The sequence below is a fragment of the Streptomyces sp. NPDC088116 genome, assembly GCF_044741745.1.
Taxonomy (GTDB): Bacteria; Actinomycetota; Actinomycetes; order Streptomycetales; family Streptomycetaceae; genus Streptomyces.
The window spans coordinates 47,301-67,370 of record NZ_JBIUTF010000012.1 but is presented as its reverse complement, the minus strand read 5'-3'; the positions used below and the strand labels follow the sequence as shown (position 1 = coordinate 67,370).

18 protein-coding genes and 3 tRNA genes are annotated in these 20,070 nt (G+C 69.2%); 13 read left to right on the top strand and 8 right to left on the bottom strand.

The genetic code is table 11. The annotated features are described in order from the left end of the window. Positions 1-441: 441 nt before the first annotated feature. Together ACIOJD_RS33605 and ACIOJD_RS33600 are read left to right on the top strand one after the other, a co-directional pair. Positions 442-1,893, top strand: coding sequence for a N,N-dimethylformamidase beta subunit family domain-containing protein (locus tag ACIOJD_RS33605; protein WP_401920165.1), 1,452 nt, complete (start codon positions 442-444; stop codon positions 1,891-1,893). Positions 1,894-1,987: 94 nt separating this feature from the next. Then, complete coding sequence (locus ACIOJD_RS33600; RefSeq protein ID WP_401920163.1) at positions 1,988-2,887, top strand: phosphoribosylaminoimidazolesuccinocarboxamide synthase; 900 nt, start codon at positions 1,988-1,990, stop codon at positions 2,885-2,887. A gap of 121 nt (positions 2,888-3,008) precedes the next feature. Here ACIOJD_RS33600 and ACIOJD_RS33595 read toward each other — a convergent pair. The 6 genes from ACIOJD_RS33595 to ACIOJD_RS33570 form a co-directional block, all read right to left on the bottom strand. Beyond that, positions 3,009-3,081: transfer RNA gene (locus ACIOJD_RS33595), tRNA-Gly, on the bottom strand. Between the two features lie 22 nt (positions 3,082-3,103). Next, positions 3,104-3,697 carry a response regulator gene (locus tag ACIOJD_RS33590; protein ID WP_401920178.1) on the bottom strand — a complete coding sequence of 198 codons (594 nt, stop codon included), beginning with the start codon at positions 3,695-3,697 and terminating at the stop codon, positions 3,104-3,106. 152 nt (positions 3,698-3,849) lie between these two features. Continuing rightward, positions 3,850-5,235: a sensor histidine kinase gene (locus tag ACIOJD_RS33585; protein ID WP_401920160.1), complete on the bottom strand. Its 1,386-nt coding sequence runs from the start codon at positions 5,233-5,235 to the stop codon at positions 3,850-3,852. Positions 5,236-5,371: 136 nt separating this feature from the next. Then, positions 5,372-5,444: transfer RNA gene (locus ACIOJD_RS33580), tRNA-Gly, on the bottom strand. Positions 5,445-5,531: 87 nt separating this feature from the next. Continuing rightward, positions 5,532-5,603, bottom strand: a tRNA-Gly gene (locus ACIOJD_RS33575). 102 nt (positions 5,604-5,705) lie between these two features. Then, positions 5,706-6,041 carry an Lsr2 family protein gene (locus ACIOJD_RS33570; RefSeq protein ID WP_401920158.1) on the bottom strand — a complete coding sequence of 112 codons (336 nt, stop codon included), beginning with the start codon at positions 6,039-6,041 and terminating at the stop codon, positions 5,706-5,708. Positions 6,042-6,593: 552 nt separating this feature from the next. Here ACIOJD_RS33570 and purS point away from each other — a divergent pair. From purS to purM, 9 genes are all read left to right on the top strand, one after another. After that, positions 6,594-6,845 (top strand): phosphoribosylformylglycinamidine synthase subunit PurS, encoded by a 252-nt coding sequence (gene purS / locus ACIOJD_RS33565; RefSeq protein WP_401920156.1) that lies wholly within the window; start codon positions 6,594-6,596, stop codon positions 6,843-6,845. After that, positions 6,842-7,522: a phosphoribosylformylglycinamidine synthase subunit PurQ gene (gene purQ, locus ACIOJD_RS33560; RefSeq protein ID WP_401890416.1), complete on the top strand. Its 681-nt coding sequence runs from the start codon at positions 6,842-6,844 to the stop codon at positions 7,520-7,522. Before purS ends, purQ begins: the two co-directional genes overlap by 4 nt. Beyond that, on the top strand, positions 7,522-9,780 hold the full coding sequence (purL, locus tag ACIOJD_RS33555) for a phosphoribosylformylglycinamidine synthase subunit PurL (protein WP_401920154.1): 2,259 nt from the start codon (positions 7,522-7,524) through the stop codon (positions 9,778-9,780). Before purQ ends, purL begins: the two co-directional genes overlap by 1 nt. A 137-nt stretch (positions 9,781-9,917) precedes the next feature. Then, the gene (locus ACIOJD_RS33550; RefSeq protein ID WP_401920152.1) at positions 9,918-10,445 is read left to right on the top strand and encodes an ArsR/SmtB family transcription factor; all 528 of its coding nucleotides are present in this window, start codon (positions 9,918-9,920) and stop codon (positions 10,443-10,445) included. 62 nt (positions 10,446-10,507) lie between these two features. After that, positions 10,508-11,416 carry a M23 family metallopeptidase gene (locus tag ACIOJD_RS33545; protein WP_401920149.1) on the top strand — a complete coding sequence of 303 codons (909 nt, stop codon included), beginning with the start codon at positions 10,508-10,510 and terminating at the stop codon, positions 11,414-11,416. Positions 11,417-11,470: 54 nt separating this feature from the next. After that, positions 11,471-12,286 carry a sterol carrier family protein gene (locus ACIOJD_RS33540; protein WP_401920147.1) on the top strand — a complete coding sequence of 272 codons (816 nt, stop codon included), beginning with the start codon at positions 11,471-11,473 and terminating at the stop codon, positions 12,284-12,286. A gap of 79 nt (positions 12,287-12,365) precedes the next feature. Beyond that, a complete protein-coding gene (locus ACIOJD_RS33535) occupies positions 12,366-13,268 on the top strand; it encodes an META domain-containing protein (RefSeq protein WP_401920146.1) in 903 nt (300 codons plus the stop codon). A 155-nt stretch (positions 13,269-13,423) separates the two neighbouring features. Next, complete coding sequence (gene purF / locus ACIOJD_RS33530; protein WP_401920144.1) at positions 13,424-14,947, top strand: amidophosphoribosyltransferase; 1,524 nt, start codon at positions 13,424-13,426, stop codon at positions 14,945-14,947. Between the two features lie 163 nt (positions 14,948-15,110). Beyond that, positions 15,111-16,181: a phosphoribosylformylglycinamidine cyclo-ligase gene (gene purM, locus ACIOJD_RS33525; protein WP_401920142.1), complete on the top strand. Its 1,071-nt coding sequence runs from the start codon at positions 15,111-15,113 to the stop codon at positions 16,179-16,181. 211 nt (positions 16,182-16,392) lie between these two features. On the opposite strand, the gene ACIOJD_RS33520 is transcribed toward purM, so the two are convergent. Both ACIOJD_RS33520 and ACIOJD_RS33515 read right to left on the bottom strand, forming a co-directional pair. Beyond that, entirely contained in the window at positions 16,393-16,647 is a 255-nt protein-coding gene (locus ACIOJD_RS33520) for a DUF3073 domain-containing protein (RefSeq protein ID WP_401890385.1), read from the bottom strand. A 420-nt stretch (positions 16,648-17,067) separates the two neighbouring features. Beyond that, on the bottom strand, positions 17,068-18,150 hold the full coding sequence (locus tag ACIOJD_RS33515; protein WP_401920140.1) for a Leu/Phe/Val dehydrogenase: 1,083 nt from the start codon (positions 18,148-18,150) through the stop codon (positions 17,068-17,070). A gap of 175 nt (positions 18,151-18,325) precedes the next feature. Here ACIOJD_RS33515 and ACIOJD_RS33510 point away from each other — a divergent pair, with 175 nt between their 5' ends. Then, positions 18,326-19,204, top strand: a complete 879-nt coding sequence (locus ACIOJD_RS33510; protein WP_401920137.1) for a hypothetical protein — start codon at positions 18,326-18,328, stop codon at positions 19,202-19,204. Positions 19,205-19,791: 587 nt separating this feature from the next. Beyond that, positions 19,792-19,998 carry a developmental transcriptional regulator BldC gene (gene bldC / locus ACIOJD_RS33505; RefSeq protein ID WP_030743960.1) on the top strand — a complete coding sequence of 69 codons (207 nt, stop codon included), beginning with the start codon at positions 19,792-19,794 and terminating at the stop codon, positions 19,996-19,998. Positions 19,999-20,070 lie beyond the last annotated feature (72 nt).

The window sequence follows — 20,070 nt, the reverse complement described above, 5'->3', positions numbered from 1 at the left end:
GGGATAACTTCCCCCCCCCCCCCCCCCCCCCCCCCCCCCCCCCCCCCCCCCCCCCCCCCCCCCGGCCCCGCCGCCCGCCCCGCCGGGGGGGGGCACGTCCGGCAGCCCCGCCCTCCGCGCCCCCTCTCGGCGCCGGATGCTCCCCCCTCTGCTTTAGCTGCGCCCCTCCGTACACCCCGCGCTCCCCGGCACGCTTCTCTGCCCCATACCACATCCCGCATCCGGAGGAGCCCGCTCCGTTAACGTCAATTCGCGACGAACGGTGACGGGATGCGTGCGTTATGTGATGTGCTGGGGGCACACGCTGAGAGTCGACCGCGATGCCGGCCGTATCCCCGGTCGGTCAAACGGTCGCAACACCGGCGCGTCGGCGCTCGTATCGACGCATATATCCACGACCGTGCCACCAACAGGCGCGGGGGCTCGGAGGAGGGGCGCACCATGGGGGCGGACCGGATCCGGCGATGGGAATCGGGCGCTCTCGCCCACGCGGTCAGTGATCCCTTCGGGCAGGGGCCGCTGCCCTGGCTGCGCGGCAGCGAGAACTACTTCGACGACACGGGGCAGGTCGTGCCCTGGTACGCCGCCCCGGATCTGGACAGCGGTGGTACCCGTACCGCCGACGACGTACACCGTCAGATCAAGGGATTCGCGTCCGCGGGCGCCGTCGCGCCCGAAGAGGCGATCGACTTCCATGTGACCGTCGACCCGCCCCAGCAGTTCTCCGTGGACATCTACCGGATCGGCCATTACGGCGGCGACGGGGCCTTCAAGATAACCACCAGCCCTCGGCTCTCCGGCATCGTCCAGCCCCCGCCCCTCACCGCAGACCGTTCCCTCTCCTGCCACCACTGGTGGCTCTCCTGGCGGCTCCAGATCCCGTCGCACTGGGCGCCCGGCGCCTACGTAGCCGTCCTCACCACCCTCGACGGCCACCGTTCCCACATCCCCTTCACCGTCCGCGACGATCGCCGCGCCGACCTGCTCCTGCTGCTCCCCGACATCACCTGGCAGGCCTACAACCTCTATCCCGAGGACGGCCGCACGGGTGCCAGCCTCTACCACGCCTGGGACGAGCAGGGCCGGCTCCTCGGTGAGCGGGACGCCGCGACCACCGTCTCCTTCGACCGTCCGTACGCGGGCGCGGGCCTGCCCCTCCATGTCGGCCACGCCTACGACTTCATCCGCTGGGCCGAGCGTTACGGCTACGACCTCGCCTATGCCGACAGCCGCGATCTGCACGCGGGCCGCATCGACCCCACCCGTTACCGGGGCCTGATCTTCCCCGGCCACGACGAGTACTGGTCCGTCCCCATGCGCCGCACCGTCGAGCTGGCGCGCGACCAGGGCACCTCGCTGGTCTTCCTCTCTGCCAACACGATGTACTGGCAGGTGGAGCTGGGCCCCTCGGCCTCCGGCGTCCCCGACCGCCTCCTCACCTGCCGCAAGCGGCGCGGCCCAGGGCGTTCCGCGCTCTGGCGTGAAGTGGACAGGCCCGAACAGCAGTTGCTCGGCATCCAGTACGCGGGCCGCGTCCCGGAGCCGTACCCCCTTGTCGTACGGAACGCCGATCACTGGCTCTGGGAAGCCACCGGCGCGTCCGAGGGCGACGAGATCGAGGGGCTGGTCGCGGGCGAGGCCGACCGTTACTTCCCGCGCACCGCACTCCCCGAGAACCAGGAACGGGTCCTGCTCGCGCACTCCCCGTACCGCGACAGCGAGAACGCCCGGCGCCATCAGGAGACCTCGCTCTACCGGGCCCCCTCCGGCGCACTCGTCTTCGCCTCCGGGACCTTCGCCTGGTCGCCGGCTCTGGACCGCCCCGGCCATATCGACGCCCGTATCCAGCGCGCGACCGCCAATCTCCTGGACCGGATCTGCAAACGGGACTGACGCGAGGGCGCGAGCGCCCCCTGCGAGCTGGGGCTTCCGGCATACGGGAGAATCGAGGCGATCTCTCAGATCGGACAGAACCCCGGGAGGAACCGTGTCCGGATTCGTAGAAAAGCCCGAGCCCCTACAGGTCCCGGGTCTGGTGCACATCCACACCGGCAAGGTGCGCGATCTGTACCGCGACGAGGCGGGCGACCTCGTGATGGTCGCCAGCGACCGTATCTCCGCGTACGACTGGGTGCTGCCGACCGAAATCCCCGACAAGGGCCGGGTCCTCACCCAGCTCTCGATCTGGTGGTTCGAGCGGCTCGCGGACCTCGTACCCAACCATGTGATCTCCACCGACGTCCCGGCCGGCGCCCCCGCCGACTGGGCCGGCCGCACACTCGTCTGCAAGTCCCTGCGCATGGTCCCGGTGGAGTGCGTCGCCCGTGGCTATCTCACCGGCTCGGGGCTCCTGGAGTACGAGCAGTCCCGCACCGTCTGCGGACTCGCGCTCCCCGAGGGGCTCATGGACGGCTCCGAGCTGCCCGGCCCGATCTTCACCCCTGCCACGAAGGCGGCCGTCGGCGATCACGACGAGAACGTGACGTACGAGGAAGTCGCCCGCCAGGTCGGCGCGGAGACCGCCGCCCGGCTGCGCCGGACGACCCTCGATGTCTACAGCCGGGCCCGTGATGTCGCCCGTGACCGGGGGATCGTCCTCGCCGACACCAAGTTCGAATTCGGCTTCGACGGCGAGCAGTTGGTGATCGCCGACGAGGTGCTGACCCCCGACTCCTCGCGTTTCTGGCCGGCCGCCACCTGGGAGCCTGGTCACGCGCAGCCGTCGTACGACAAGCAGTACGTACGGGACTGGCTGACCTCCCCGGCGTCCGGCTGGGACAGGAAGAGCGAGCAGCCGCCGCCCGCGCTGCCGCAGGAGATCGTCGACGCGACCAGGGCGAAGTACCTGGAGGCGTACGAAGTCCTCACCGGAACCAGCTGGCGGTAAGCGGATTTCGCACGGGCGGATCTCCCCACCGAGACACTCGCCCCACCGAGACACTGGCCCCACCGAGACACGAAAAAGCCCCCGGTCGAATTCGGCGATCGACCGGGGGCTTCCTTTTCTGAGCGGACGACCAGGTTCGAACTGGCGACCTCAACCTTGGCAAGGTTGCGCTCTACCAACTGAGCTACGTCCGCATGCGCCGTGGCGCGAGGCCAACTATACCCAACCTCGCTCCCGTGCGAGACGCACTGCCGCATGCCGGTTCTCCGCCCCCAGTTTGGTCGCGGCGGACGACAGGTAGTTCCGTACGGTCCCCGGCGACAGCGAGGCGCGCTCGGCGATCTCCGCGATCGGCGCACCGTCGGCCGCCAGCTCCAGGACCTCGGCCTCCCGCGCGGTCAGCGGCGAGTCGCCGGCGGAGATCGCGTCGGCGGCCAAGTCCGGGTCCACGAAACGGTTCCCGGCGTGCACGGTACGGATGATCTCGGCGAGCTGCCGCGCGCTGACGGTCTTGGGCACGAACGCCCGGACGCCCGCTGCCAGCGCCCGCTTCAGATGGCCGGGCCGGCCGTGGCTCGTCACGATCATCGTCCGGCAGCCGGGCAGTTCGGTACGGATCGATGTGGCGACTTTCACACCGTCCGCTCCCGGCATCTGGAGATCCAGTACGGCCACATCGGGTTGGTGGGCCCGCGCCATCGCCAGCGCCTCGGGTCCCGAGGCCGCCTCGGCGACCACCAGGAGATCGTCCTCAAGCGAGAGCAGCGCCGCGAACGCGCCCCGGATCAGATGCTCGTCGTCGGCCAACAGGACCCGTACGGGGGCGGATTGGGCAGCAGGAGCAGGAGCAGGAGCAGGAACAGAAGCAGGAGCAGAAGCAGTAGCGGGGAAAGGAACGGAGGCAGAAGTGAGAGCGTGAGCGTGTCCAGGGGTCGGGATGGGTCCGGGACCAGGTACGGAGGTCATGCCGCGACCCCCTCCCCCGCCGGAGAGCCGCCGGGCCCCGGTGCGGGCAGCGGCACCCGCGCCGTCACCCGGAAGCGGTCTCCGTCCGTGCGCCCCGCGTCCAGCGTGCCGCCGAGCGCGGCCAGCCGTTCCCGCAGACCGACGAGACCGGATCCCTTCCGGGCCGGCTCGGCAGCACCCGCGCTCACGTCTGTCCCCACGTCATCCCCCCTCCCAGTCCCAGCCTCAGCACTCACGCCCGCACCCACCTCGGATTCCGTCCTCCCCGATTCCGTTCTCCCGGATTCCGCCCTCATGGCCGGCAGGCCGTCGTTCTCGATGACGAGCAGCACTTCCCGCCCCTCCGCTTCCTCGCGTCCCACGGACTCCGTCAGCCGTACCGTGCACCGCTTCGCGTCCCCGTGCCGCAGCACGTTCGTCGTCGCCTCGCGCACCACCCATCCCAGCACCGACTGAACCCCGGCCGAAAGGCCGCCGCCGCCGTCCCCCTCGATCCGGCAGTAGATGCCCGCAGCGGCCAACACTCCCCGGGCTCCTTCCAGTTCGGTGTGCAGATCCGCTTCCCGGTAGCCGCGCACGACCTCCCGTACCTCCCGCTGCGACTCCCGCGCGATCCGCTGCACCTCGGTCATCTGGGCCATGGCCTCCGGCCTGCCGCGCTCCGCGAGCTGGACCGCCAGCTCGCTCTTCAGCGCGATCACCGCGAGGTTGCGGCCCATCACGTCGTGCAGATCGCGCCCGAAACGCAGCCGCTCCTCCGCGACCGCGAGCCGCGACTGGAGGGCGCGGGCCTTGTCCAGGTCCCATACGGCGTTGAGCAGCCAGGCCGAGAAGACGTAGGTGAAGACCAGGATCGTGCTCGTCACAAGGACTCCGACGGCATTGCCGAGGGCCTTGTTTCCCGGCAGCCCGAGCAGCAGGCTGACGGTGGCCGTGGCCATCGTCGTGCCCAGCACGGCGTACGTCATGTGCGCGGCCTTGCGCATCGCCAGAGCAGCCGCCCCCAGGCCGAAGCCCGCGAAGCCGATCAGCAGATACGCGGAGGGCACGTTCTCCCGGATCAGGCCGCCGGCGCGCAGGGCGACGACCAGGAGGAGGCTCGCCGTGGACAGCGCGGTCACGGCCAGCATCAGCCGTACGGGCTGCTCACGCAGGCCGAGGCGCCAGTCCAGAGCCCTGGACTGGAGTACCCCGCACAGCCCGGCATGTGCGCCCACCAGCAGGATCAGCCAGCCGGCCGTGGGCCCCGCCTTGGCACCGACCGCCGCGAGGCCGACCCCCGCGATCTCTACGAGCGTGAAGAAGTGGAACGACCAGCGGGTGTACAGCTCGACCTTGAGCGGCTTGCTCTTGTGGTGCCACCAGCCTGTCAGCCCGGACATCGCGCATCTCCCCCCGTTATGACCGCTGTTCCTGCTGTGCCCACTGTGCGTCCTGGATGCGTCGTTCCCGCTGTTGCGGTGTCGAGAACCGGACACGACGAAGGCCCCGATCAATTGATCGGGGCCTTCGCTTCTGAGCGGACGACCAGGTTCGAACTGGCGACCTCAACCTTGGCAAGGTTGCGCTCTACCAACTGAGCTACGTCCGCAGCGCACCAAGTATTCGGTGCGGCCATCACTCTACCTGATCCACCGGAGTGAACTCATCCACCGAAGTGGATTGGAGAGCGATGCGGAGCGGGTGACAGGAATTGCACACTGCGCCTCCCCCTTGGAAAGGGGGCGTTCTACTACTGAACTACACCCGCACGCTCCGTGAGGTTCGGGCCTTTCGGCCTTGCCCCTCGGCGTGCTCCAGACTCTAGCCGATCAATAGGGGTGGTTCGCAACTCGGTGCGTGACGACGTCGCTCAACTGGCTTCGCGGAACGCCTCGTAGACCCGCTTGGGGATCCGGCCGCGAGCCGGCACCTCCATCTTGTGGGAGAGCGCCCAGGCGCGGACGGCCGCCGGATCGGGGGCGAGGGAGGTGTGCCGGTAGGTCGTGCGCAACTTGCCGTACTTTCTGGCGTTTGTCTGCTTTCGACCGGCTGCTACGAACGGTGCCAGCGCCTTGCGTAGTTTCTTTGCATTGGCTGGATTGAGGTCGATCTCGTACGACTTCCCGTCCAGGCCGAACATGACCGTTTCCGCTGCTTCTCCGCCGTCGATGTCGTCGGAGAGTGTGACCACTACACGCTGCGCCACGGAGATCGGTCCTTTCTTGCGGTACCCGGCTGCGTCCGACTCGTGCGGGAAACACGGCTGACGTGCGGTGATACCGGCCTTCCGGCTGTTATGGGGCAATGATTCTTTCTTCTGTATTCCTTTGTACAGCGGCAGACGTCGCATTGTGAAGCCCAGCCAATTGCATCAGCGTGTCCCGGGGCAATGAGATGCGTGATTTTTGCCCGCGATTTTTCCTGCCTTGTCCGCGGCCTTGTGCCTGCCCTTGTGCCCGCTCTTGCGTCTGGTCTTGTGTCAGGCCTTGTGTCAGGTTCTTGTGCCGGGAGCGAAAACGCCGCGTGATCTCCATCGAATCCGCCCCGCGTGCGCCCCGCACAAACCTTCCGCCGCGCGGTCCGCCCCGCTCTCCGCCGAGCCTCCCGGCTCGTCCCCGTCTCACCCCCGTACGCATCTATCCGCGTAGATTTTCCCGGCGGGTACGCTGAGGGAAGCTCGGGGGGTCTGGGGGATTCCCTGGAGAACGCAGCCAACGCAGCAGCTAGAACCAGCCGCACCACACCACCGGGAGTGCCAGTGGCACGCGTCGTAGTCGACGTCATGCTCAAGCCGGAGATCCTCGACCCGCAGGGACAGGCGGTGCAGCGCGCACTGCCCCGTCTGGGCTTCGAGGGGATCGCCGACGTCCGCCAGGGAAAGCGCTTCGAGCTCGAAGTGGCGGGGCCGGTCGACGACGCCGCCCTCGCGCGCATCCATGAGATGGCGGAAACCTTCCTCGCCAATACCGTGATCGAGGACTTCGTCGTGAAGGTCGAGGAGCCGAAGTGACCTCTCGTATCGGAGTCGTCACCTTCCCCGGCACGCTCGACGACCGGGACAGCCTGCGGGCCGCCCGGATCGCCGGAGCCGAGCCCGTACAGCTCTGGCACCGTGACAAAGACCTCAAGCAGGTCGACGCGGTCGTCCTGGCCGGCGGTTTCAGTTATGGCGACTATCTGCGGGCCGGCGCCATCTCGCGCTTCTCGCCGGTGATGGAAACGATCATCGAGCAGGCGAAGGCCGGTATGCCGGTCCTCGGTATCTGCAACGGCTTCCAGATCCTCACCGAGTCGCATCTGCTGCCCGGCGCGATGCTGCGGAACAACCATCTGCACTTCATCTGCCGCGATCAGAAACTGCGGGTGGAGAGCGCGGACACCGCGTGGACCGCCGATTATTCGGCGGGCCAGGAAATCTCCGTACCCCTCAAGAACATCGACGGCCGGTACGTCGCCGACGAGCGCACGCTCGACGAGCTGGAGGCCGAGGGCCGGGTCGCCTTCCGTTATCTGGACGGCAACCCCAACGGTTCGCTGCGCGACATCGCCGGCGTCACCAACGCGGCGGGCAATGTCGTCGGCCTGATGCCGCATCCCGAGCACGCCGTGGAGCCGCTGATCGGTACGGGCCGTACCGACGGCCTCGGATTCTTCACCTCGATCCTGAAGAAGCTGGTAAGCGCCTGATGACCATCAAGACCCTCGACACGGTCAAGCACGCGGGCGGGACGCCCGACGCCGATCAGCCCTGGAAGGAACTCGGCCTCAAGGAGGACGAGTACGCCCGGATCCGCGAGATCCTGGAGCGCCGCCCCACGGGCGCCGAGCTGGCCATGTACTCCGTCATGTGGTCCGAGCACTGCTCGTACAAGAGCAGCAAGGTGCACCTGAAGCAGTTCGGCGAGAAGGCCCCCGCCAGCGACGCCATGCTCGTCGGCATCGGTGAGAACGCGGGCGTCGTGGACGTCGGCCAGGGCTACGCGGTCACCTTCAAGGTCGAGTCCCACAACCACCCCTCGTACATCGAGCCCTACCAGGGCGCGGCCACCGGCGTCGGCGGCATCGTCCGCGACATCCTCGCCATGGGTGCCCGCCCGGTCGCCGTCGTGGACCCGCTGCGCTTCGGCGCGGCCGACCACCCCGACACCAAGCGGGTGCTGCCCGGTGTGGTCGCGGGCATCGGCGGTTACGGCAACTGCCTCGGCCTGCCGAACATCGGCGGCGAGGTCGTCTTCGACGCCTGCTACCAGGGCAACCCGCTGGTCAACGCCGGCTGTATCGGCGTGATGAAGCACGAGGACATCCACCTCGCGAAGGCGTCCGGCACCGGCAACAAGGTGATCCTCTACGGCGCCCGCACCGGTGGCGACGGCATCGGCGGGGTCTCCGTGCTGGCCTCCGAGACCTTCGAGTCGACAGGCCCGGCCAAGCGGCCCGCCGTCCAGGTCGGCGACCCGTTCCAGGAGAAGCTCCTCATCGAGTGCACCCTGGAGATCTTCGCCGAGAAGCTCGTCGCCGGTATCCAGGACCTCGGCGGCGCCGGTCTGTCCTGCGCGACGTCCGAGCTGGCGAGCGCCGGCTCCGGCGGCATGCGGGTCGAGCTGGACACCGTACCGCTGCGTGACGCCACCCTCTCGCCCGAGGAAATCCTCATGAGCGAGTCGCAGGAGCGCATGTGCGCCGTGGTCGAGCCGGACAAGGTCGACCGCTTCATGGAGATCTGCGAGAAGTGGGACGTCATCGCCACCGTCATCGGTGAGGTGACCGAGGGCGAGCGGCTGGAGATCTTCTGGCACGGCGAGCAGATCGTCGACGTACCGCCGCGTTCCGTCGCCCATGACGGTCCGGTGTACGAGCGCCCCTTCGCGCGCCCCGACTGGCAGGACGCGCTCCAGGCCGACGACGCGAACAAGCTGGCCCGCCCGGCGAACGCGACGGAGCTGCGTGAGCAGGTCCTGAAGCTGGTCGCGTCGCCGAACCAGGCGTCCAAGGCGTGGGTCACCGACCAGTACGACCGGTTCGTGCAGGGCAACACCGTGCTCGCGCAGCCCGAGGACGCCGGCATGGTCCGGATCGACGAGGAGTCGAACCTGGGCGTGGCGATGGCGACGGACGGCAACGGCCGGTACGCGAAGCTCGACCCGTACACCGGCGCGCAGCTCGCGCTGGCGGAGGCGTACCGAAACGTCGCCGCCTCCGGCGCCAGGCCGCTCGCGATCTCCGACTGCCTGAACTTCGGTTCGCCCGAGGACCCGGGCGTCATGTGGCAGTTCGCCGAGGCCACGCGCGGTCTGGCGGACGGCTGCCTCCAGCTGGGCACCCCGGTGACCGGCGGCAATGTCTCGCTCTACAACCAGACCGGTGACACGGCGATCCACCCGACGCCGGTCGTGGCCGTGCTCGGTGTGATCGACGACGTCAACCGCCGTACGCCGATCGCCTTCAAGGACGAGGGCCAGCTCCTCTACCTGCTCGGGGATACCCGCGAGGAGTTCGGCGGCTCGGCCTGGTCGCAGGTGGTGCACGACCACCTCGGCGGGCTGCCGCCGGCCGTGGACCTGGACCGGGAGAAGCTGCTCGGCGAGATCCTGATCTCGGCGTCCCGCGACGGCATGATCGACGCGGCGCACGACCTGAGCGACGGCGGTCTGATCCAGGCCGTCACCGAGTCCTGCCTGCGCGGCGGGAACGGCGCCCGGCTGGTCGTCCCCGACGGACTCGACGCCTTCACCTTCCTGTTCAGCGAGTCGGCGGGCCGCGCGGTCGTCGCCGTACCGCGCAGCGAGGAGCTCCGCTTCACCGACATGTGCGGTGCGCGCGGGCTGCCCGCGACCCGGGTCGGTGTCGTGGACGGCGAAGAGATCGAGATCCAGGGCGAGTTCAGCATCGCGCTGAGCGAGCTGAAGGACGCCCACGAGGCGACGATCCCGGCGCTGCTCGCGTAGCGGAACACGTCACTCCCGAGCCCCTGTCCGGTGTATGCCGGACAGGGGCTCAGTCGTGTGTCCGCTGATCCGTCGGCCTGGTCGCCCCCTTGCCAAGAATTACGTAATTACGTAAATTGAAGATGTGGAGGACGTGGATGGAGCTGGAGGAGCGCGTGGCCGAGCTGGAGCGCAGGCTCGCGGCCCTGGAGGGCGTACGCGGTGAAACCGGCGAGGAGAGCCGGGTCCGGGGCGCCGAGCGCCTGGACGTGGGCGACTTCTGGGCGCTCCAGCGGCTGAAGAAGGAGCTGGAGCGGACCGGATCGCCCAGCGGCGGAGTGCTCTTCACCGGCGCGGTGCGGCTGCCGACGGAGGAGCGGTACGAGTGGCAGTACGGGACGCTCACCGACGCCCTCCTCGACGCCGACTGGTCGCTCTCCGCCGAGTCCTTCGCGGCGCTGGGGCACGCGGTACGGCTCCGGCTGCTGCGCGAGATCCTCGACGGCCGCCGCACCGCCGCCGAACTGGCCGAGCTGGACGAGATCGGTACGACCGGCCAGATCTACCACCATCTGCGCCAACTGACCGGCGCGGGCTGGCTGCACACGGCCGGCCGGGGCCGGTACGAGATCCCGGGGCCCCGGGTCGTACCGCTGCTGGTGATGCTCTCGGCCGCCCGGCCCTGACCACCGCGTCAACTGCCTGCGCGACCAACGCCGTTGTCACAACCGAGGGGGAACACGAACCGATGCCCGCCCGCAAACTGATCATGATTCTCTACCGCCTGTGCTGGGCGGTCTTCGTCGCACTGGTGATCGTGGACGCGGTCGCCGGCGGCCTGCCCTTCAACTGGTGGCTGATATGGGTGCCCGCGGTCGCCGCCCTCACCCTCGGCCTCGTCCTGAGCCGCAGGACGCGCGCCGAGGAAGGGGGCCCGCGGCCGCCCGCGGTCGAGGTGGCCGCGCCCGTCACCGGCCGCTGGTCCGCCCTGAACAGCCCGGCCGACAAGGTGCCCAGCCATGGCACGTACGGATACGGCCAGGCCTACGCCATCGACATCGTGGCCGAGCCGAGGCCCGGCGCCCGCCCGTCCTTCTCCTGGCTGTGGCCGGTCGTCCGCCGCAGCCGTGCCTTTCCGGCTTACGGCGAACCGCTGCTCGCGGTGGCCGACGCCACCGTGGTCCACGCCTCCGACCGGCAGCGTGACCACCTCAGCCGGAACTCCCTGCTGTCCCTCCTCTACCTGCTGATCGCCGAAGCCTTCGTACGCGAACTGGGCGGGGCCCGCTGGATCGTGGGGAACCACCTGGTGCTCGACCTCGGGGACGGTACGTACGCGATGTACGCCCACCTCCAGCGCGGCTCCCTCGCGGTCCGCGCGGGAGAGCGGGTGAGCGCGGGGCAGCAGCTGGCCCGCTGCGGGAATTCCGGCAACTCCAGCGAACCGCACGTGCATTTCCAGCTGATGGACAACCCGGACCTGAATGTGGCCCGGGGAATTCCGTTCCGCTGGCAGGGCATCGGCGTCCCGGCGGGCGGCGAGAGCTTCGAGAGCGGCCCCGAGGCGGGGGAGGCCGAGCGGGAGGAACGGGCCGAGCGGGACGGGCTCGGCCAAGAAGGGCCCAGGGCCATGGACTTCGGGGATCTGGGCCGCTGACCACAGGTGACGGGGTGACCGCGCCCACCCTGTCACCCCGCGTAGGCTCCCGCCATGCCACCGGCCAAGAAGCGTCTCCGCAGCTACGACTCCGCCAAGACCCGCTCCGCCGTCCTGGCCCAGTTCGGGAACGTACGCGAGGCCGTCGGCCGGCTGACCCCCGAGCAACTCGCCCTGCCCACCGGGCTGGGCGACTGGACCGTACGCGAGCTGGCCGCGCATCTGGCCATGGCCGTCGAGTCCGTGAACCGGTACCTGGAAGCGCCCGAGCCCGCCGTGCCCTCCGCGGCGCCTTCAGCGGGTCACGTGATCGCTCTGCCGGACTGGCCGTTCGCGACCGGCGCGCACGCCGGAGCCATCGCCGAGGACGTCACGGCTCTCGCCGCGTCCCTCCCGCCCGCCGAACTCTTCGACCGCACCGCCGACCGCGTCGCCGGGTTCCTGCCCGGGGCGTCCGACGACCGGCTGCTCGGGGCGCGGATCGGGGTGATGCGGCTGGGGGACTACCTCGTCACCCGGACCGTCGAGCTGGTCGTCCACACCGACGACCTGAACCGGGCGGCCGGGCTGAGCGTTCCGTACGACCGGCAGGCGCTGGCCGCCTGTACGCGGCTGCTCGCCGACGCCCTCGCGGTGAAGGCGCCCGGGGCGTCGACCGAGGTGCGGATCCCGCCGTACGCCGTGGTGCAGTGCGTGGCAGGTCCCCGTCATACGCGTGGCACCCCGCCCAATGTCGTGGAGACCGACCCGCTCACCTGGATCCGGCTCGCCACCGGCCGTACGACCTGGCCCGAGGCGACCGACTCGGCGCAGGTCAGCGCCAGTGGGGAACGCGCGGATCTCTCCGGGCTGCTTCCGCTCATGAGCTGACGGTCAGGCGATGACCACGGGGTGACAGTCCGCGGACGACGGAACAGAGACGGAACCGGAGCCTCCCCCGCCTCGTCTCATGGACATGCCGAAGCAGCGGATCACCCTCATCACCAAAGTCACTTCCGTCACTACCGTCGCACTGCTCACGCTGGCTGCCTGCGGTACGGAGTCCGGAACCGGAGGCGCCGCAGGCGCGGACTCGGGCTCGGGAAAGGTGAAGGGCGAACTGCCTCTCACCGATGTCCGCTGGCACGTGGACAGCGTCACCGTCGGCGGCAAGAAGACCGCCGCGCCCACCGGAGCCAGCGTGGAGATCGACTCCAAGGGCCAGGCCAGCGCGCGCACGGGCTGCAACTCCCTGGGCGCGAAGGTCACCGTCGACGGCGACACCATCACCGTCGGCGAAAAGAGCACCACGGAAATGGGTTGCGCGAAGGATCTTCAGAGCTTCGAGAAGGCTCTGAGCGGCGCGTTCTCCGGAAAGCTCAAGGCGAAGCTCGCGGACAAACGGCTCACGCTCACCACCGCCGACGGCGACGCGATCGCCCTGACCTCCGAGGCGCCCGCGCCCCTCACCGGCACCGAGTGGACCGTCGACGCGCTGACCGAGGACTCCACCGCCACCGCGCTGCCCAAGGGCACCGACGGCAAGGCGCGCTTCACGTTCAGTAAGGACGAGAAGGTGGCCGGCAAGGAGACCGGCAAGGGGAGCGACAAGGCCACCACGGAGGGTTCCGTGAAGGGCAACCTCGGCTGCAACTCCTTCAGCGCCCCCGCCAAGATCTCCGGGTCCACCGTCACCTTCGGCCGCGTCACCTCCACCCGCAAGCTCTGCCCGGGGCCGGAGATGACCGTGGAACGCCAGGTCCAGAAGGTGCTGGAGGGCAAGGTCACATATGAGCTGCACCACCGGACGCTCACTCTCAAGGCCGCCGACGGCCAGGGCCTGAGCGCCGCCGCGGCCCCTTCGGGGAAGTAGCGGAGCCCCTGTGGCGACGCCTTCGTAAGGGCCTCCCGCGCGAGGTTCGCGGGAGGCCCGTGCGCCGTCGGCGGGAGATCCGGGCGACGCGGTCGAAGCGGCCGGTGCGTATCCCCAATTCGGACCAGTGGTCGATCTCGCCTACACTCGGTGGCGTGCCTCGTGGTGATGGACGACTCAACCACGACCTGCTTCCCGGCGAGAAGGGCCCTCAGGACGCTTGCGGCGTCTTCGGGGTCTGGGCTCCGGGTGAAGAGGTCGCCAAGCTCACCTATTTCGGACTGTATGCCCTGCAGCACCGTGGACAGGAGTCCGCGGGCATCGCAGTGAGTAACGGGTCCCAGATCCTGGTTTTCAAGGATATGGGGCTGGTCTCACAGGTCTTCGACGAAACGTCGCTCGGCTCTCTCCAGGGCCATATCGCGGTGGGTCATGCCCGCTACTCCACCACCGGAGCCTCGGTGTGGGAGAACGCGCAGCCGACCTTCCGGGCCACGGCCCACGGCTCCATAGCGCTCGGCCACAACGGAAATCTGGTCAATACGGGCCGGCTCGCCGAGATGGTCGCCGACCTCCCCAAGGAGAACGGCCGGTCCACGCAGGTCGCCGCGACCAACGACACCGATCTGATCACGGCTCTTCTGGCCGGTCAGACGGACGACGACGGCAAGCCCCTCACCCTTGAGGAAGCCGCCGTCAGGATCCTTCCCGATGTGAAGGGCGCCTTCTCGCTCGTCTACATGGACGAGCACACGCTCTACGCCGCCCGCGACCCGCAGGGCATCCGCCCGCTGGTCCTCGGCAGGCTGGAGCGCGGCTGGGTGGTCGCCTCCGAGAGCGCCGCTCTCGACATCTGCGGCGCCGCGTACGTCCGTGAGATCGAGCCCGGTGAGCTGATCGCCATCGACGAGAACGGTCTCCGTACGCAGCGATTCGCGGAAGCGAAGCCCAAGGGCTGTGTTTTCGAGTACGTCTACCTGGCCCGTCCCGACACGGACATCGCCGGGCGGAACGTCTACCTGTCCCGGGTCGAAATGGGCCGGAAGCTCGCCGAGGAAGCACCGGCCGAGGCCGACCTGGTCATCGCCACTCCCGAGTCCGGCACCCCCGCCGCGATCGGGTACGCGGAGGCCAGCGGCATTCCGTACGGCTCGGGCCTGGTCAAGAACGCCTATGTCGGCCGGACCTTCATCCAGCCGTCCCAGACGATCCGCCAGCTGGGTATCCGGCTGAAGCTGAATCCGCTCAAGGAGGTCATCCGGGGCAAGCGCCTGGTGGTCGTGGACGACTCGATCGTCCGCGGCAACACGCAGCGTGCCCTGGTCAAGATGCTCCGTGAGGCGGGCGCCGCCGAGGTCCACGTACGGATCTCGTCGCCGCCGGTGAAGTGGCCGTGCTTCTTCGGCATCGATTTCGCCACCCGCGCCGAGCTGATCGCCAACGGCATGACGGTCGAGGAGATCGGCCTCTCCATGGGCGCCGATTCGCTCTCGTACATCTCCATCGACGGGATGATCGAGGCGACCACCATCGCCAAGCCGAACCTCTGCCGTGCCTGCTTCGACGGCGTGTACCCGATGGATCTTCCCGATCCCGAGCTGCTCGGCAAGCAGCTGCTGGAGACCGAGCTGGCAGCGGGCCCGGCCTCGGCGGCCACCGACGCGCTCCGGCGCCCGTAACGGCTCGCGAGGCCCGTTGCGGCTCGCAACGGGCCCGCAAGGCCCGCACCAGCCCGTTCGACGGCGGAGCACCGGTCATCAGACCGCCAATGACGTCTGATGACCGGATGCCGATGAACGGCGACCGAATACTGACCGAAATGCCGACAGGAAGTACCCCGCCATGTCCGAAACGACTACAGGTGCCAGCTATGCCGCCGCGGGCGTCGACATCGAAGCCGGTGACCGCGCGGTCGAGCTGATGAAGGAATGGGTGAAGAAGACCCGTCGCCCCGAGGTCCTCGGCGGCCTCGGCGGCTTCGCCGGCCTCTTCGACGCCTCCGCCCTCAAGCGCTACGAGCGCCCGCTCCTGGCCTCCGCCACCGACGGTGTCGGTACGAAGGTCGACCTCGCGCGCAAGATGGGCGTGTACGACACGATCGGCCACGACCTCGTCGGCATGGTCGTCGACGACCTGGTCGTCTGCGGCGCCGAGCCGCTCTTCATGACCGACTACATCTGCGTCGGCAAGGTCCACCCCGAGCGGGTCGCCGCCATCGTCAAGGGCATCGCCGAGGGCTGTGTGCTGGCCGGCTGCGCCCTGGTCGGCGGCGAGACCGCCGAGCACCCCGGACTGCTGGGCGAGGACGACTTCGATGTCGCCGGAGCCGGTACGGGCGTGGTCGAGGCGGACCGGCTGCTCGGCGCGGATCGTATCCGTACGGGTGACGCGGTGATCGCCATGGCGTCCTCCGGTCTTCACTCGAACGGGTACTCACTCGTCCGGCATGTGGTCTTCGACCGGGCCGGCTGGACGCTGGACCGCGAGGTCGCGGAGTTCGGCCGCACCCTGGGCGAGGAACTGCTGGAGCCCACCAAGATCTACTCGCTGGACTGCCTGGCGCTGACCAGGACCACCGAGGTGCACGCGTTCAGTCACATCACCGGCGGCGGTCTGGCCGCAAACCTGGCCCGGGTGATCCCGGACGGGCTGCACGCCACGGTGGACCGCTCGACCTGGACGCCCGGCGCGGTCTTCGACGTCGTCGGCGCGGCCGGCCGGGTGGAGCGGCTGGAGCTGGAGAAGACGCTGAACATGGGCGTCGGCATGATGGCCGTCGTCCCGGCGGAGTCCGTCGACGCGGCGCTCACCACGCTGGCGGACCGGGGCGTGGACTCCTGGGTCGCCGGCGAGATCACCGAACGGGGCGACCACACCACGGGCGCGACGCTGACCGGTGACTATTCGAGCTGATCCGATCGCCTACGAGAAGTTGACCCGATCGCATGCGAGCGGATCCGGTTCGAATCGATCGGCAGTGGGTGACCTGAGGGAATCAGGTCACCCACGGGCGGGCCGGACACCGGCACACCGACCGCGGGCAGCACAGAACCCGGGTTCAGGACTGGAAGTCCTGACCCGGGTCAGTGAGGTACTGCGCGAGGTGTCAGCGACGATATGGACGTCAAGCGCCGCGGCGCCGCGCCGAGGATCCGGACTCGTCGCCCTCGTCCTCGTCGTCGTTGTAACGATCCGCGTACTGTGCGTACGGGTCGTCTTCCTCGTCGTCGTCGTCCTCGAACGGTTCGCTGTTCGGCGGTTGGTTCGAGGTCGACGCGCCCAGCTCGTTGGCCAGACGCGACAGGTCAGTCCCGCCGCTGTTGTACTTCAGCTGGCGGGCGACCTTTGTCTGCTTGGCCTTGGCCCGGCCGCGCCCCATGGCTCGACCCCCTCGGTGACGGGGCTCGACGGCCCCAGAGTCTTGACACGCGTTCATGAATCAGAACGAGCTCTCCGCGGAGAGACCCGTCCGTAGGGCTTCAACGGTACCTGCTTCCGCGGCCATACGGTACGCCGCCCGCATGACGCGCCCCGGTGCAGGGCCAACGAGGCGCCCTGTCCTCGCTGGTCAGCTGCGATTTTAACCTCTTCTTGGCGGGACGACCCGCCGACCGGCGTGAGTCTCGTCTCCCGGATGCCGCCCCGCCCGCCTCCGGCGCGTCCCCGGGGCCGATCCGGCCCGTCCGGGCCGTCCGGAGCCGCCCTCCGGCACGCATCCGGCACTCTCGCCCCCGGCTCGGGACCGTCTCCCGGCCGTCTCCGGGCTCTCTTTCGGAGCCTTCCGGGGCTCCGCGCAGGGTCAGGGACGGCGAGCTTCGGCCATCCTGTGCTCGGCGATCCGGTCGGCAGCGGCGGCCGGCGGAATCCCGTCTTCCTTCGCACGTGCGAATATTGCGAACGTCGTGTCGAAGATCTTCGCGGCCTTCGCGCGGCACCGCTCGAAGTCGAAACCGTGCAGTTCGTCGGCGACCTGGATCACCCCGCCGGCGTTCACCACATAGTCGGGCGCGTAGAGGATCCCGCGGTCCGCGAGGTCCTTCTCGACGCCCGGGTGGGCGAGCTGGTTGTTGGCCGCCCCGCACACCACCGAGGCGGTGAGGACGGGAACGGTCGTGTCGTCCAGCGCGCCGCCGAGCGCGCACGGGGCGTAGATGTCCAGGCCCTCGGTGCGGATCAGTCTCTCGCTGTCGGCGACGGCGGCGACCTGTGGATACCGGTCGGTGATCGCCCGTACCGACTCGTCCCGTACATCCGTGATCACGACGTTCGCGCCGTCCTGGAGCAGGTGGTCCACGAGATGGCGGCCGACCTTGCCGACGCCCGCGACACCGACCGTACGGCCGTGCAGCGACGGGTCGCCCCACTGGTGCTGGGCGCTGGCCCGCATGCCCTGGAAGACCCCGAAGGCGGTCAGCACCGACGAGTCGCCCGCGCCGCCGTTCTCGGGGGACCGCCCGGTGGTCCACCGGCACTCGCGCGCCACGACGTCCATGTCCGCGACATAGGTGCCGACATCGCAGGCGGTGACGTACCGGCCGCCGAGCGAGGCGACGAAGCGGCCGTAGGCCAGCAGCAGTTCCTCGGTCTTGATCTGTTCGGGGTCCCCGATGATCACGGCCTTGCCGCCGCCGTGGTCGAGTCCGGCCAGGGCGTTCTTGTACGACATGCCCCGCGAGAGGTTCAGCGCGTCGGCGACGGCCTCCTCGTCGGACGCGTACGGATAGAAGCGGGTGCCGCCGAGGCCGGGGCCCAGGGCGGTCGAGTGGAGGGCGATGACGGCCTTGAGGCCGCTGTCACGGTCCTGGCAGAGCACGACTTGCTCATGACCCCCCTGCTCCGTACGGAACAGGGTGTGCAGGACGCCGTCGGTCACATCGGTCACGGTGGTGACTCCCAAGTACGAAGCGGCGGTGGGGAAGGCCCGGAATTGTCCCTCCAGGGGTGGGGGAGGGAACGGTTCCGGGACAAGCAAGAGGGTAAGTCCTACGGGGGCGTGGATCAGCCTCAGTACTGAGGATCACCCCCTGGAGGAGTACGGGCATGGGACGATGCGCCGCATGCCGGCGGTGACTTCCCTCCTCGTCCCTTACTCGTCCTACCTGCGGGTCTACGAGCCATTGGCGGCCTTCCCGGAGCCCGAGAGGGGGCACTGGCGCCGATACGCCACGCGGGACCGTACGCCGACCGCACAGGACGAACTACGGCGCTCCCTGGCCGACTTGCTGCCCACCCCGCCGATCCCCGTACCGGTGCACGAGAGCGGGGACGCCTTTGTCGTCGAGGTGGACGGCGTCGTGTGCGTCTGTCCGTGGCGGACCCGGCTGCGCGGCTGGCTGGCCCTGGAGGAACTGGGCGACCTGCTGCCGCTGCCGCTGCTGGACGCGGTGCTGCCGCCGGTGGTGCGCGGGCAGGCGGCCGTGGACTACGAGCGCTGGCGGGAGCGCAACCCGGACGCGCGGCCCTGGATCAGGACGGCGGTGTGGCAGGTCCCGGTGCGCTGGTTCGTGCTCTTCTCGGACGACGAGCGGCTGTATGAAGCGGGAGGGGCCGAGGCGGGCGGGACCGGCCCGGTGGGAGCCGACGGGCCCGAGGCGCCGCTGATGCGCTACCGGACCCCGATGGTGGAGGCCCGTCGGCGGCTCGCTCGCGCTTTGAAGACCCTGCGGGACACGGTGGACGACGGGCCGTTGATCGACGGCCTGGTGGATGTGGGGCGGTGGCTGGAGGAGTTCCACCCGCGCTCCCTCGTCGAACTGGACTACGGCGGTCTCGTGCACGCCCTGCCCGGCGCCCAGCTGGCCGAGGACCGCTCGGCGGCCGATGTGGCGGCCGCGATCACGGCGCTGCGGGACGGGGACGACGAGGGCGCCGGAGCGGCCTACGGACGGCTCATGGAGCGGTGGCGGGCGGTCAGGGACCGGCAGTTCGCCAACTGAGCCCGTACGCTGAGAAGCAGCCAGGGGCACCGGCGGTGACTCGGGTGACTCACTGCCACCGGTCGGGTCCGTGCCCGTTCGGACCCCGCTTCGGGGGGTGGTGGACGTGGAACGGGCACGGAGTGCACGCGAAGCGGGCGCCGGGGCGTAGGTCCCGATCCGGGCCTTTGTCTCAAGCGTGACGGACCGCACTAACGGGGCTCTTGCGCCCATCACCCACCCTCGTGTCAAAATAGGACAAGGAGTCCGGGGAGGGTTCCTTCCGCCCAAGTGTGGGCGGAACGCTCAGCATTGCACTCTATATGGGGGTCCCGTGACTCCTGATCACTCTGTGACTGATCGTATCTGTGACGTGACTGTCCGCTATGGCATGGTCCATCGGCTTCCGCCACTGATGAACACCTCAGAGGGCAATTCCATCGGTTTGGCCGACGTGGCTGGACGGATGGTGTAGTTGTAGTGCCGAGGACAAGCCGTTCGTCCTATAACCGACTCGGCCTGCGTCTGCCATTTCGGGCAACGTGGGTCAAGGTGCAGAATTTAGAGGAAAGAACCGAGATTGTTCGGTTCTCCCGAGGAGGCCGCTCATGACCGCTCGCACCCCTGAAGCCGAGGCGCTGCTGACTCCGGCTGAGGTTGCCACCATGTTCCGCGTGGACCCGAAGACGGTCACTCGCTGGGCAAAGGCCGGCAAGCTCACGTCCATCCGCACGCTCGGTGGGCATCGCCGGTATCGCGAGGCAGAGGTCCGCGCACTGCTTGCGGGTATTCCGCAGCAGCGCAGCGAGGCCTGAAACCCCCAACTAGGGCTCTTCGGGGCCCGCTACAGGGCACTACCAGTTCCCCCAACTCGGTTGTTCCCAACC